Source organism: Paenibacillus pedocola (genome assembly GCF_031599675.1).
GTDB classification, from domain to species: domain Bacteria; phylum Bacillota; class Bacilli; order Paenibacillales; family Paenibacillaceae; genus Paenibacillus_AQ; species Paenibacillus_AQ pedocola.
In genome coordinates this window covers 6,338,805-6,353,425 of sequence record NZ_CP134223.1, presented here as the reverse complement: position 1 = coordinate 6,353,425, position 14,621 = coordinate 6,338,805, and the positions used below count along the sequence as shown (strand labels likewise).

At 49.6% G+C, this 14,621-nt stretch carries 11 protein-coding genes; 10 read left to right on the top strand and 1 reads right to left on the bottom strand.

Features of this window, described 5'->3' with window-relative positions:
• Nucleotides 1-49: 49 nt before the first annotated feature.
• Both QU597_RS28205 and dhaK read left to right on the top strand, forming a co-directional pair.
• Nucleotides 50-1,186, top strand: a complete 1,137-nt coding sequence (locus QU597_RS28205) for a glycerol dehydrogenase (protein ID WP_310830775.1) — start codon at nucleotides 50-52, stop codon at nucleotides 1,184-1,186.
• A 1-nt stretch (nucleotide 1,187) separates the two neighbouring features.
• Nucleotides 1,188-2,948 carry a dihydroxyacetone kinase subunit DhaK gene (dhaK, locus tag QU597_RS28200; protein WP_310830774.1) on the top strand — a complete coding sequence of 587 codons (1,761 nt, stop codon included), beginning with the start codon at nucleotides 1,188-1,190 and terminating at the stop codon, nucleotides 2,946-2,948.
• A gap of 82 nt (nucleotides 2,949-3,030) precedes the next feature.
• Here dhaK and QU597_RS28195 read toward each other — a convergent pair whose 3' ends face one another.
• The gene (locus QU597_RS28195) at nucleotides 3,031-4,689 is read right to left on the bottom strand and encodes a histidine kinase N-terminal 7TM domain-containing diguanylate cyclase (RefSeq protein WP_310830773.1); all 1,659 of its coding nucleotides are present in this window, start codon (nucleotides 4,687-4,689) and stop codon (nucleotides 3,031-3,033) included.
• Between the two features lie 150 nt (nucleotides 4,690-4,839).
• Here QU597_RS28195 and hprK point away from each other — a divergent pair, with 150 nt between their 5' ends.
• The 8 genes from hprK to QU597_RS28155 all read left to right on the top strand — a co-directional run bounded on the left by hprK (nucleotide 4,840) and on the right by QU597_RS28155 (nucleotide 14,608).
• Nucleotides 4,840-5,757: an HPr(Ser) kinase/phosphatase gene (gene hprK / locus QU597_RS28190; RefSeq protein ID WP_310830772.1), complete on the top strand. Its 918-nt coding sequence runs from the start codon at nucleotides 4,840-4,842 to the stop codon at nucleotides 5,755-5,757.
• 148 nt (nucleotides 5,758-5,905) lie between these two features.
• Complete coding sequence (locus tag QU597_RS28185) at nucleotides 5,906-7,642, top strand: sensor histidine kinase (RefSeq protein ID WP_310830771.1); 1,737 nt, start codon at nucleotides 5,906-5,908, stop codon at nucleotides 7,640-7,642.
• Nucleotides 7,643-7,646: 4 nt separating this feature from the next.
• Nucleotides 7,647-9,227 carry a response regulator gene (locus QU597_RS28180; RefSeq protein WP_310830770.1) on the top strand — a complete coding sequence of 527 codons (1,581 nt, stop codon included), beginning with the start codon at nucleotides 7,647-7,649 and terminating at the stop codon, nucleotides 9,225-9,227.
• A 153-nt stretch (nucleotides 9,228-9,380) separates the two neighbouring features.
• Complete coding sequence (locus tag QU597_RS28175; RefSeq protein WP_310830769.1) at nucleotides 9,381-10,301, top strand: ABC transporter permease; 921 nt, start codon at nucleotides 9,381-9,383, stop codon at nucleotides 10,299-10,301.
• Between the two features lie 39 nt (nucleotides 10,302-10,340).
• Nucleotides 10,341-11,222: a carbohydrate ABC transporter permease gene (locus QU597_RS28170; protein WP_206102512.1), complete on the top strand. Its 882-nt coding sequence runs from the start codon at nucleotides 10,341-10,343 to the stop codon at nucleotides 11,220-11,222.
• A gap of 61 nt (nucleotides 11,223-11,283) precedes the next feature.
• The gene (locus tag QU597_RS28165) at nucleotides 11,284-12,879 is read left to right on the top strand and encodes an ABC transporter substrate-binding protein (RefSeq protein ID WP_310830768.1); all 1,596 of its coding nucleotides are present in this window, start codon (nucleotides 11,284-11,286) and stop codon (nucleotides 12,877-12,879) included.
• 204 nt (nucleotides 12,880-13,083) lie between these two features.
• Nucleotides 13,084-14,115, top strand: a complete 1,032-nt coding sequence (locus QU597_RS28160; protein ID WP_310830767.1) for a hypothetical protein — start codon at nucleotides 13,084-13,086, stop codon at nucleotides 14,113-14,115.
• A 1-nt stretch (nucleotide 14,116) separates the two neighbouring features.
• Nucleotides 14,117-14,608 (top strand): GNAT family N-acetyltransferase, encoded by a 492-nt coding sequence (locus QU597_RS28155; protein ID WP_310830766.1) that lies wholly within the window; start codon nucleotides 14,117-14,119, stop codon nucleotides 14,606-14,608.
• Nucleotides 14,609-14,621 lie beyond the last annotated feature (13 nt).

The following is a 14,621-nucleotide window of genomic DNA, read 5'->3' as shown; positions in this document are numbered from 1 at the left end:
TTATTTCATAAGAAGCGGATCTTCCGCAAAACTTTTAGGAGGAGTTCAGATGAGAAAAGCCTTTATCAGCCCAACTAAATATGTGCAAGGTGAGGATGAGCTGTTCAACCTCGGTTACTTTGTACAGACCTTCGGCAATTCAGCACTTCTTATCGCCCACCCGGATGACGTGAAGCGTGTACAGGCGAAGCTTGATTTTACCGCCGATAAATTCAAGATTACGCTCGTAGAGAGCAATTTCCGGGGCGAGTGCTCCCGCGAAGAGGTTGCACGCCTCAAGGAGCTGGCCCGGGAGAATTCCTGTTCCTGTACAATCGGCCTCGGCGGAGGCAAGGCCATTGATACGGCGAAATGCGTAGCCGAAGGCGAAGCCTTGATTATCGTGCCGACGATCGCGGCGACCGATGCGCCGACAAGCCATTCAGCCGTTCTGTACACACCGGAGGGACAGTTCGATGACTATGCTTATTTCAAGCAAAGCCCCAGTGTGGTCATGATCGATACAACGGTGATTGCCAATGCGCCGACAAGATTTCTGGTATCCGGGATGGGGGATGCGCTCTCGACTTATTTCGAAGCCCGGGCGACTTCAAACTCCTACTCTAATGTTAACGCTGGCCTGCCTTGCGGTGTACGCGAGGGCGTGTGCGGACCCGCTAAGGGAACAAATACGGCACTTGTGCTGGCGAAGTTCTGCTATGAAACTTTACTCAAAGACGGATTAAATGCCAAGGTCGCGAGCGACTGCAATCAGGTCACTCCTGCGCTGGAGAATATTATAGAAACCAACATCCTGTTATCAGGCCTAGGGTTCGAAAGCGGCGGACTTGCAGCTGCACATGCTATTCATAACGGTCTGACTTCGCTTGAGGGTACGCATCACTATTATCACGGCGAGAAGGTGGCGTTCAGTACTATCGCCCAACTGGTGCTTGAGAATGCTGCCGGCAGCGAGCTGGACGAGGTACTGGAATTCTGTATCTCTGTGGGTCTTCCAGTCTGCCTGGCAGACATTGGAGTGGACAGCATTTCGTCTGAAGAGCTGCTGAATGTGGCGCAGAAAGCCTGCATTGCGGAAGAGTCGATTCATTCGATGCCATTCCCGGTCACTGCAGAAGCTGTTGCCGCAGCCATTCGGGTAGCAGACCAGTTAGGCCGGAACTACAAGCTGGCCAAGGGGGTATAAGATGAAGAAAATCATAAATACACCGGAGACAATGGTACGGGAGATGTGCAGCGGGCTGGTGCTGGCCCATCCTGAACTGGAATTCAACAGCAAGTACAAAGTCATCAAGAAGAAGCAGATGAATCCGGACAAAGTGACGTTAATCAGCGGCGGGGGAAGCGGACATGAACCTGCCCACGCCGGATTCGTCGGGAAAGGGATGCTGGATGCCGCAGTCTGCGGCGATATCTTCGCGTCTCCCTCCCAAATTCAGGTGTACCAGGCGATCCGCTCTACAGCGGGGCAGAAGGGAACCTTGTTAATTATCAAAAATTACAGCGGCGATATGATGAATTTCAAGAATGCCGCGTTTCTGGCGGGCGAAGACGGCATAGAGGTCGATTATGTGAAGGTCGATGATGATATTGCCGTGGAAGACAGCCTCTACACCGTCGGCAAAAGAGGAGTGGCCGGTACGGTCCTGGTGCATAAGATCGCCGGTGCGGCAGCGGAGCGGGGAATGTCCCTACGGGAGGTGAAGGAAGCGGCCCAAAAGGCCATTGATCATACCCGGAGCATCGGCTTCGCCTTCACTTCCTGCACGGTTCCGGCCAAGGGAACGCCTACCTTCAAGCTTGAGGAGAATGAAATGGAATATGGGGTCGGCATTCACGGTGAGCCCGGTATCCGCAGAGAGCCTGTCGTAACAGCCGACGAGCTGGCAGGCAGAATGGTTTCCGCCTTACTGGAGAGCCTGGATGCAAGCGGAGACAAGGTCCGGGAGGTTACTGTACTCGTCAACGGATTCGGCGGCACCCCGCTTCAGGAGCTGTATCTGCTGAGCAACTCGGTCGTCCGTGAACTGGATGCCAGACAAATAACAGTACATAACGTACTGGCCGGCAATTTCATGACCAGCATCGATATGGCAGGGGCCTCCCTGTCGCTAATGAAGCTGGATGATCAGCTTAAGGAGCTGCTTGCTGACGAGTGTCATACCCCCGCCTTGTTCCTGCAGGGACCGTTCGAACCGGTGAAATATACGGAGGCCGTCAGGGAGCCGGAACAGGAGCAGGCGGTACCCTTTACCTGTGAGACGGATGCGGATTATGCCAGAATTGCGGGAGATAAGCTGACCCTGAATAATCTGCTGTACGGCATAGATAAAATGAGCGAAATCATTATCCGGAATGAAATTCCGTTCTGTGAGCTGGATGCCCATGCCGGAGACGGTGACTTTGGAATGAGTGTCGCCAAAGGGTTCAAGCAGTTAAAGACAGAGTGGAAAGAGATTACGGAGAATCATATTTCGGATATCGGAAGCTTCCTGGATGCCTGCTCGCTGGTAATTATGGAGCATTGCGGCGGGGCTTCCGGTCCCATTTGGGGTTCAGGCTTCCGGGCTGCGGGCAAATATGCCGGAGCCAGAAGCGAATTATCGATGCAGGAGTTCGCTGAGATGATGGCTGCCGTAGTCAAAGGCATACAGGACACCGGAGAAAGAGCATTTGGCAGAGGAGCTGTGGTGGGTGACAAGACGCTCATCGATGCGCTGGTTCCTTACGCTGAATCGTGGAAGAACAGTGCCCAGCAGGGCGAAGATTTCCGCACGGCTTCGGGCAAGGCGGCGGCTGCCGCTGTGGAAGGAGCCAAGCAGACAGAAACAATCGTGGCCCGGATGGGCAGAGCGGGTACGGTCGGCGAGCGGAGCCTCGGTTATCCCGATGCCGGAGCTTATGCGCTGGGCGTAATTTTTACCGGGCTTGCGGAAGCCATGCACTAGCACTGGGGCTTGTCAGGCTTCAATAAAAGAGTGAAGACCAGTTCAGCGGCGGAATTCTCCCGCCCGGAACTGGTCTTTTGCTTTACCCCTTAACCGGAACTATCCGGTTGCGGCCTTGATGTTTAGCGGCATATAGGGCCTGGTCAACCGTTTTGAACAAGTCGCTCAGGTAGGCAGAAGCCTCTTTGGGCTGCCGGACCTTGAAATCATTGACACTTAGCAGACCCATGCTGATGGTAACCGACACCGGATGGTCTATATTGTCGATACTCATTTTATTGGATTCTATATTGGATTTGAGTTGCTCCGCTATAGCAAGCGCTTGGGGCTCATCCGTACCGGGTAAATAGATAATGAATTCCTCTCCGCCGTAACGGGCCAGAATATCATCCTGCCGCAGCGTTTGCTGGAGGACCTCGACTGTCCCGCAAATCACCGCATCTCCGGCTAAGTGACCGTAACGGTCATTCACCGCTTTGAAGAAATCGATATCGATCAGGATAAGTGCGGACGGGAGTGCATAATCCCGGCTCCGGTTAACTTCCTTCTCTAATTGCTGCGTCAGATAATGACGGTTATAGCATCCTGTCAGGCTGTCGGTGATGGCCATCTTCATAAGCTTGCGGTTCGTCTGAAATAGCTCCTCCTGTATCTTGATTAAGGATTCATTTCTTTCCTGCAGAATGGTATTCTGATGATTAGTCTCATCAATGAGCCGGCGGAGCTCTGTGATATTCTGGAAGGTGATGATCCGCCCAACCCTGACTGCACTGACTTTAATAGGTGCGACATGAATACTGATGTATAACCCGCTGTCCGGATGCATAAATTCAATCTCAGCGCTCTCATCCGGCTGTTTCAGATATTTATGCAGAAAGAGTTCTGCATGATCTGCATTGTCCGGCAGGATGGCTTCCATTTGGAACCGGTCACCGGTCTTCAGCGCCGAGTAGGGGTACAGCGCCTGATTAATCTCTACCACCCGCTCCTGGTCGTCGAGCACCAGTATTCCGTATTCCATCGTATCAATAATGTCCTGATGGGCGATGGTCACAATATCAAATACTTTATCCTGGTGAATGGTAATCAGGAAGAAAATGGCGGATATCACTATGCCCAGAGAAGTGAATCCCGGAATGACCGGCAGATAATCGTCGAGGACGACATTCAGGAAGATATCGAGCAGAAGAAACACAGTCACCGCAAGAATCCCTTTAAGCATGTACATGACCTGGTTTTTTATCCGGTCTGCCTGGTCAGAGACGAGCGCTACATATAGAATATATAAGGAAACAATGGCGTGGATGATGAGGATGGAAATATTGATCCAGAAAATAGGGCCATAGATTCTTTCGACATATCCGCCGTTAACCGGAAGAACAAACCAGCCGTTCGGATTCAGCACCACACCGAGTGAGGAGATGAAGGCCGGGATAAACAGGAGCATCAATATTTTCCGCTTTAGAAATTGGGTTTGGCCGGAGATCAGAATGATGAAAAAAAACCAGCCTGTAGTCAGCATAGCAGCATCCACGAAGGCAAGCTTTACATAAAACAGCTGATAGACCGGATTATAGACGGTTTTGATCGCGAACTGGCAGTAAGGCCACAGCATCATGGAAAAGTGAAAGGCTAAATATACTTTGTGCAATTTCGTAATCGTGACAGAGGCAAATATGTATATGAACAATAAAAATAAAATAAAGCACATGATTAAATCAACACAGGATTCCAAACTCAATACGCTACACCTTCTTGCTATTATTGGTAATTATGAAGCTTTATGGGTCTAAAGTCTTATATATTGATTTTAATATATAATCAGCATGGTTAGAATACAAGCTATTTAGGGGAATCATGAAAAAGAGAAGCCCGCAGGAGGAGAACAATTATGAAGTCGATCACTGTTCAAAGTCTTACTGAGAAATTTCATTTGGAAGTGCTTGCTGGAGCCAGCCGTATGGACCGCACGATTACCCGCCCGCGGACGCACAGACCGGGCCTGGAGTTTGTCGGGTATTTTGATTTTTTTCCTATGGAACGGGTGCAGGTGCTCGGCCGCAAGGAAATTAACTATTTATTGACGCTAAGCGTTGAGGACCGTATGCTGCATATCGGAAACATTGTAAAATATCATCCGCCATGTTTCGTTGTCACGACAGGCCAGCAGGAAATCCCTTACCTGACCCTGTTCTGTGATCAGGAGGGCATTCCCCTGCTGCGGACGCCGGAGACGACGACAGAGTTTATTGCCAAACTGGACAGCTATCTGGTGAAGACACTTGCGCCTGAGCTGTCGATTCACGGGGTATGCGTTAATGTGTCGGGCATCGGCATCCTGCTGCGGGGCAAGTCCGGCATCGGCAAAAGCGAAACCGCGCATACACTCATTGGCAGAGGCCACCGGTTCGTAGCGGACGATATTGTCGTGCTTAAAAAGCTGGGCCCGGCTACGCTGCTGGGAACCCATAATGAGACCACACGCGAGTTCCTGGCCCTACGGAGTATAGGCCTGATTAACGTTGTACGCCAATACGGCCGCACGGCATTTCAGGACGAAACCCGGATTGTTCTGGACATCGAACTATGCCCGTGGCAGGAGAATTCCCTGAACAATGAACTGGAGCAGGTGACTCAGTTTAGCGAATATCTCGGGGTCCGGATCCCGCATATCGAGATTCAGCTTCAGCCGGGACGCGACATCGCCGGACTGATCGAGGCTGCAGCCAACAACTGGTACCTCAAGCAGCTCGGCTACAGCGCCGTGGAGGAGTTCATGAAGCGGATTGAGGACGGAATGCAGCCGTAACCGGAGGATCATCATATACCGAATGAAGCGGATGTAAGCTAAGTTTCCGCATCATTCCAGGCGGAAACCATAGTAACCGCTTTCAGTTCGTTGTAGAATGGATGAAACAAAAAGGTGTGCATTAACACGTAAATAAGGGAGCATGACGATGGAGAGGTTCTTGTCCAGTAAAAAGTATATCCCGTTTACCTATAAGATGATGATCCCGTATCTCATCCTTGTACTTCTGACAGATATGCTGGTTGGTTATATTGCTTATACGATGCTCGTGGAATCCAGGACCGAGATGGCAGAAACGAATGTACGGACGGCCCTGAAGCAGACAAGAAACAATATCGAATACCAGACCGATGAAATCAAACGGATGAGTAATTCGCTGTTTCTCAATACGAATTTCCAGAATGCGCTGCAGTTTAGGGGAGAGCCTCTGGAGAATATGCTCAAAATGCGGGATGATATCGTTCCTTATATGAAGGCTCCTCTGCAATTATACGGGAACAAGCTGAGACTTGCGCTATATGCCGTAAATGAGTCGATGCTTGAAATTACCGGGGATGAAATGTCGGCCCCTATCGGCAGAAGCGATTATTATGTGCTGCCCCTCCGGACTATTGAGAATACGGAATGGTTCAAGTCGCTTGTCGCGAATAATAAAGACAGCGTGTGGTTGCAGGCGGACAGCGACCGCGAACTGGGCAACATTTCGTATTTCCGCAAGCTGGTTGCTTCAAATGCAGCCCCGGCTGTTATCGGCTATATCCGGGTTACTGCGAGAATTGACGAGCTGTTCGGCAGTTTCGATACCTTTCCGGTTGACCAGGGTCTGGATCTGCGCCTGATTGACCAGGCTAGCGGACTGACGCTGTATGAGCGGGGTGCAGTGGACAAGCAGGCCAAGCAGGATGCCTATTTAATCATTAGTGAAGATATTTCGTTATCGGGCTATGTCATCGAGGCACGGGTACCGCACACCTATCTGAACAAGGATGCGAGCCGGATGCAGAAGGTGATCACTACCGTGTGCGCTATCAGCTTTTTGGTGATGGCGGTGATCGGCTTCCTGGTTGCCCGCATTTCCGGCAAGAAAATAAAGCGGATCGTCTATTTGGCCCGTTCCTTTCAGGAAGGGAACTTTTACAAGCGGATCGGGTTTCCGGGGAATGATGAATTTGTTTACATTGCGAACAGCTTTAATCAAATGGCGGCAAGCATCCAGGAGCTGATCCATAACGTCTATGTGCAGGGTATCCAGAAAAAGCAGGCGGAGCTGGATGTGCTGCAAGCCCAGATCAGCCCGCATTTCTTATACAACACGTTGTCGACCATCGGCAGTCTGGCTAACCTGGGCGAAGTCGAGAAGGTGACGCAGATGGTACAGGGACTGTCGAAATTTTACCGGCTTACCTTGAATGAAGGCCAGGTGTACATCTCGCTTGAAAAAGAGCTGGAGCAGGTGAGAATGTATCTGGAGATTCAGAGAGTCAAATATGCGGACGCCTTCGAGGTCTATTATGATGTTGATCCGGAAATTTTACAGGTTCCGATTATCAAGCTGATCCTGCAGCCGTTTGTCGAAAATATATTCAAGCACGCCTGGTTCGGGGAGACGATCGCAATCCGGATTACGGGAAAGCGGCTTGGTGACCGCATCGAACTCAAGGTGATTGATAACGGGATTGGCATGCGGCCGGATACGCTGCGAAAAATGCGTTCGAGCACGTTCCAGACGGGCAGCTATGGCCTGAAGAACGTTGAGGAACGGATCAAGCTGAGATACGGCAATGATTTTGGGATGCAGATCGGCAGCTATTACGGGGCAGGAACAACCGTGCAAATTATTTTACCTGTGGAGAATGCAGAAATACGTGAAGTGATGGGGGAGTAAAGGTATGGCAATGGAAATTAACATTCTGCTGGTGGATGACGAGGCTATCGATCTGGAATGGCTTAGGCGTCGCGTCGCGGGCAGCGAACATTTGCCTTTGCATAGCGTTAGAACAGCGACAAGCGGCTTTGCCGCATTGAAATTGATGGAGCAGCACCGGATTGACATTATTCTCTCCGATATCCGCATGCCGATCATGACGGGGGTGGAATTTGCGCGGAAGGCAAAGGAGCTTAATCCTGAGGTGGAAATCGTTTTTATCAGCGGACATCAGGACTTCAGCTATGCCAGAGAGGCGATTCAATTGAATGCATCCGATTATCTGCTCAAGCCAGTGGGTGACGATGAGCTTCACGAGATGCTGTCCAGACTCTGCTCCAAGATCAAGCAGGAGAGGGAGCAGAATATGTCCTTATCCGAAACGCTGTCGCTGGTTAATCAGGAGCTGCTGCTGCGCTGGTTCAATGAGTCTGCCCCGGGGCAGGTGGAGGCGCATGTGCAGAGTGTGCTTACGTCTTACTTACAAGGCGCGTCGGCGGTCGCCATCGTGGAGATCGATGATATGGCCTGGAAGATGAAGGGCTGGAGTGAAGAAGAGCGGAGCGCATGGAGCAGCAGGGCCAGCCAGTTCATCCGGAATTTCGCCCAGGAGCATAATTTGGGTATGGTGATCATGACCTATGATTATCACTTTGTGATCTTGGCTGCGGTACAGGAACAGCATTTCAACGCCTTGCTCGAAGAGCTGATCCGGGCGTTTTATCAGCAGTTTTCCTGCTCCATTACGATTGGAAGAGGGATGTACACCACAGAAGCGGTCAAGCTGCATGATTCCTACCGGCAGGCCCAGGCTGCTCTCAGCATTAAGTGGATTGTCGGTAAAAACCGGCTTATCCAGGATGCCTCGGAGTGGCACCCGAAGGAGAGAATCGCTTCCGATTTAGAGGAAATTGTAGACCGTATGCTTAAGGCTATGCTCGACTATGATCTGACCACCATTGACGATTGTCTGCTGCAGCTGTTTGCCGGGGACAGCCCGCTATCCCAGAAAAACGAGATTTACGATATCATTATCCGGATTACCTCCAAGCTTCATGCGGATCTGCGGCAAATGAATGAGCATTTGTACGAGATTCTGAACTGGGAATCCCATCAGCCGTTTGTGCTGTTCCAGTTCGAAACGGTGCATGATATCCTGTCCTGGCTGCGGAGAAGATTCTTCGAGCTGTCGGAGCGGCTGTATTTGAAGCGCCAGCGGCAGAAGCGGAAGCTGATCGATGAAATCACAGAATATGTGAAGGACAGACTGGACCAAAAGATCACCTTAAACGAGGTCGCCGCCCATTTCGACTTCACCCCCAACTATCTGGGCCATCTGTTCAAGGTGGAAACGAACAGCCTGTTCAGCGACTTTGTCGGTGAACTCCGCATGAAACGGGTATGTGAGCTGCTGCAGGATCCGACAAAAAAAGTGTATGAGATTGCGGAACAGGCCGGCTATAAAAATATCATTTATTTCAACCGACAGTTCAAGCAGCATATGGGAATGTCGCCCGGTGAGTACCGGAAGAAACATAAAATTTGAAGCGATTAGAGGCGGCTCCTGTTCCGGACGGAACGGGGGCTTATTTTTTTTGTCGAATCGTTGAATTAGTATTAGGTTTAGTTGTTTCGCTGAATTATCCTGCCGCCCGCCCCCTCTTATAATAAGACATATAGAGAAGAGAGGGGTGCAGAAATGAAAGGGCATACATTCTGGAGCGATTTAAAAAATTACAAGGTTCTCTTACTGATGCTGGCACCGGCGGTTGCATTTTTTCTCCTGTTTGCTTATATCCCGATGGCGGGTATCGTAATTGCCTTTAAGAAATATGATTACGCCGGAGGGATCTTCGGAAGCGCCTGGAACGGGCTGGATAATTTCCGCTTTTTCTTTGAATCAGGGGATGCCTGGAGGGTCACACGAAATACGGCACTATACAACATTGCGTTTATCACCGTAAATAACGTTCTGCAGATCTTTGCCGCGATTATGCTGTTCGAGGTCGGGGGCAAATGGTTCCGCAAAATTACGCAATCGGCGTTGTTTCTGCCTTATTTTATCTCCTGGGTCGTTGTCGGCGCGATTGCCTATAACCTGCTCAACTATGATATCGGCACAGTGAACGCTCTGCTTCGGGGCCTCGGCCTTGAGCCTGTCGATATTTACAATACACCGGCCTACTGGCCATACATTCTGGTAATCGTAGCTGCCTGGAAGAGTCTTGGATATGGTACGGTAATGTACCTGGCCGCGATTTCAGGGATCGATACCGAGATGTACGAAGCGGCCGAAATTGACGGCGCTAACATTTTTCAGCGGATCATGAAAGTGACGATACCCAATCTGTATCCGACGATTATTATTCTGGTGCTGCTGGCGGTCGGGAACATTTTCCGCGGAGATTTCGGGATGTTCTACAACATGGTCGGCAACAACGGGCTGCTGTTCTCTTCGACTGACGTTATCGATACCTTCGTATTCAGATCGCTGATTACTTCCAATGATATAGGGATGTCGGCTGCGGCTGGCGTGTTCCAATCGGTGCTCGGATTCGTGACAATCATGACTGTAAACTACGCTGTCCGCAAGTACGACAAAGACCGCGCCCTTTTCTAGGAGTATACGAAGTTAGTTTTCTATAATGGAGGTAACGATATGAAGCAGCTTGATCGTAAAATATTTTCAGGCATTGGTTATGTATCCCTGATCATACTCGCAGTTTTATGTATCTTCCCGTTTATTCTTGTCGTATCTTCATCCCTTACTGAAGAAACGAAGATCGTAACGGATGGCTACCAGTTTATACCGACGGCCTTCTCTACCGAGGCCTATAGCATTCTGTTCAAATACCCGCAGGAAATGATAAATGCCTACCTGGTAACCATTGGGGTTACGGTAACCGGCACGCTGCTTGGTTTGTTCCTGACATCGATGACTGCTTATGTGCTGTGCCGTAAAGATTTCAAATGGCGAAATAAGTTTTCATTCTTCTTCTTCTTTACGACGCTGTTTAGCGGCGGGCTGGTTCCGTGGTACCTGCTCATTGTCAACTATCTCAACATGAAGGATACGCCAATGGCCTTAATCGTACCGATGATGCTCAACGTCTTCTACATCATTGTTATGAAGTCGTTTATGAGCAGCATTCCGGAAGCGATTGTCGAATCGGCTAAAATTGACGGTGCGGGCGATTTCAAGATTTACCTCCGCCTGATCCTGCCGCTCTCGAAGCCGGCGCTCGCTACCATCGGATTGTTCCTTGCCCTGGCTTACTGGAATGACTGGTACAATGCCCTGCTGTTTATATCCGATGAGAAGCTGATGCCGCTCCAGTATTATTTGTACAAGATGCTGGGCAATATGGATGGTATGCGTAAAGCAATGATGGGTGCCGGGGCTGTAGTAACGACTGCGATTCCGACCGAGAGCCTCAAGATGGCGATGACCGTCGTGGCAACGGGTCCGATTCTGCTGGCTTATCCATTCGTGCAGAGATACTTTGTCCAAGGTTTAACGATTGGCGCGGTGAAAGGATGAACCCGGGTATACCCGGTTTATCAATAAATTTCATATCTAACTACAAGGGGGAAGGCTTGAGATGCTAAAAAGAAATAGAATGATGTTGCTGGCGCTCGTTTTAACCTTCGTTATGATTCTGAGTGCATGCGGCGGCGGTAATAACAATGCCAATGCACCGGCAGAGGCTACCAATAATGCGTCAGAGACCGGAAATAACGCTACAGACACCGGGAATGCGACAGATCCTGCAGCTTCAGATGCCATCGATACATCCAAAGAAGTGAAGCTGAAAATGATTTTTGTGGGACCTAAGCCGGTAGATTATGATAGTGTTTTTGCAGAAATCAACAAAGTATTGAAAGAAAAGATCAATGCGACTGTAGAAGGCGAGTTCCTGGACTGGTCCGACTGGGCGCAGAAATATCCGCTGAAGCTCGCGGCTAATGAAGATTTCGACCTCATCTATTCGGCGAACTGGGCCGGCTACAATGACCAGGCGCTGAAAGGCGGATTCCTGGAACTGACGGATGAGCTGCTTAATAAATACATGCCGGAGACGGTAGCAGCTATGTCCGATGTAAGCTGGGATCAGGCCAAGGTTAACGGTAAGCTGTACATGGTTCCGCAAAACAGAGGCGAGTCGGTTGAGAAGATGATCCTGTATCGTGAGGATTTGCGCAAGAAATACAATCTTCCTGAAATCAACAGCCCGGAATCGTATGCTACTTACTTGAAGACGATCGCTGAAAAAGAAAAAGGTGTTACCCCGTTCACACCGGAAACAGGCGACTGGAAATATCATAACCTGGACCGTGTACTGCTGAAGCAGCAGAACGAATGGAATATGTTCGACCTTGACCTTCCGTTTGCCTTCAAATTAGACGATCCGGCAGGCAAAGTATTCAACGTTTATGAAACACAGGAATTCAAGGATCTGCTGGTTTATTACAAGGATCTTGCAGATAACAATGCCTGGTCGAAAAACGTACTGAACAGCAAAAACGACCATCAGGCTGACTTCAAAGCAGGCAAAACTGCATCGATTACGCACAACAACGGTACCCTTGGTGCACTGATGGCGCTGATGCGCCAGGAAAATTCGCCTTATGAAGTAGCACTGGCTGACATTAACCAAGGCAAAAAGAAATCAGTAGCGATCTCGACACAGAACGGTACATCGATCCATGCCACTTCGAAGAATGTGGAACGTTCCCTGATGTTCATCAATCTGATGCAGAATGATAAACAGCTGCATGACCTGATGATGTACGGTATCAGCGGCGTACACTATGAACCGGTTGGCGATGACAAATACAAAGCACTCGACAAGAACCCGAACTATACCGGCTTCTCCAACTGGAACTTCAACTCGCCGCTTAACCGCGACAATGAAGCCTTCCCGCAGGAAGCTTCCGATTTCGTTAAAAACTGGGAGTCGGCTGTTTACCACTATGATCTGGAAACCTTCGTATTCGACAACAGTAAAGTGAAAACGGAAATTGCCAATGTCGGCAATGTAATGCTCCGCTACGCTATTCCGCTCGAATACGGCGTAATCGACGATATCGACAAAGGCCTTGCAGACCTGAACAAGCAGCTGAAAGCGGCAGGCGTTGAGAAAATCCAGACCGAGCTGCAAGCGCAGATCGACGCTTTCCTGGCGAATAAGAAATAAAGCATTTTAAGCAATAGACCAATATTGTTACCCGAACCTCCGCCCTTATGGGCGGAGGTTTTTTGCGGCAATAATTGAGCCTACCCGGGTGAAAGCTTCATGTGTTAAATATAGAATTATTTTCCTGTAACGAATGGTATCTGATAAAATAAGGAGGACGCTTAAGGTGGTTTTATTTCTAAGAAGTGAAGGGGCGTAGTAGGAATGACAGGTAGAAAACAGTCTTATACGTTATGGGATGATTTGGAGAAATTCGACGTGGAGGATTCTGGTGCCTGTCCCTCTGAATGGAAGGGCAGAAAAGCGCTATATCTGAGTAAAATGAATTCTGCTATTTTTCTGCGTGAAGAGGTGAGGTATGAGGCGTATCGGCTTCATGCTGAGGTGGCTATCCCCGGTGAAGTAGGTTTCGTTGGTTTAGTTTTTGATGCAATTGATTCAGAGAATTATGAACTAATTTATCTGGCTCCGCTTGAAATTCAATATGATCCCATTATGAATGGATCCATGACTTGGCAGATTTATAACGGGCCATTCTATCAGAAGCCGCTCCCGAACACAACTGGCGAATGGAGGGATTTAACTGTTGAAGTGGATCCGGAGGGAGCGAAAGTTTACTTTGGGAATAGCTCAACAGAGCCGGCACTTGTTCTATCCAGCCTGCAGCACGGCGGGCAATCCGGAAAAGTGGGAGTATGGAGTTACTTGCCGGCATATATCCGCAACTTTTCTATAGAGGAAATTCACCCGGTACCTGCATCAAGAAGCATAAGGGCCCTGGACACACTTATATCCGAAACGTTTATAACAGAATGGCACGTATCGAATGTGTTTATGCAGGACAGGCCTTTGGAACAGCATTGGACACCTGCCTTAGTGGAGGAGAATGGCGTTCTCAACATCAACAGAATACATAAGGCGGAACCGGGAGCAACCGTTGAAGTGAAAAGTGTATTTATGGTCGCTGAACAGCAAGAGACGATCCTAACACTTGGTTTCAGCGACTCGATCCGGCTATGGGTAAATGATACAGAAGTATATCAAGGTAACTGGTGCTGGAATCCGCCTGTACAGGATGGACGTATCCGCCCGGACTTTGCGAGTGTGCCTATGCAGTGGAGAAAGGGTCTAAACTCTATTCGTGCTGAACTATCACGTAAGGAGGAGTTTGGATGGGGATTAGCTGTTAAAACAGGGTTGTCTAATATGACATTCATCCAGACAGGGGAGGGCTAGAATGATTCGCTTATGCGGGAAACAAGATGAGGATACCATGTACCGGATTATTAACGATGCAGCCAAGGCGTACCAGGGGGTTATTCCAGCTGACCGGTATCACGAGCCGTATATGAGCCGGGAAGAGCTGGGCCAGGAGATTGAGAATGGGGTTGTTTTCTGGGGGATCGAAGAGGACGGAGAGCTTGTGGGGGTGATGGGCATTCAGGATAAAGGCGAGGTGGCATTAATCCGGCATGCGTATGTCCGAACAGCCCGGCGTCAAGGCGGCATCGGGTCTGCGCTGTTAAGACATATTACTTCCCTTACGGAGAGGCCTATCCTGATCGGCACCTGGGAAGCTGCGTCCTGGGCGATCTCTTTTTATATTAAAAACGGATTTGCTCTGGTTACCGCGAACGAGAAAAAGACGCTCCTGCAAAGGTACTGGGATATTCCGGAGCGGCAAATCGAGACCTCTGTTGTTCTGGCTTCGGCAGATTTTCTTATATGATGATAGAACTGGA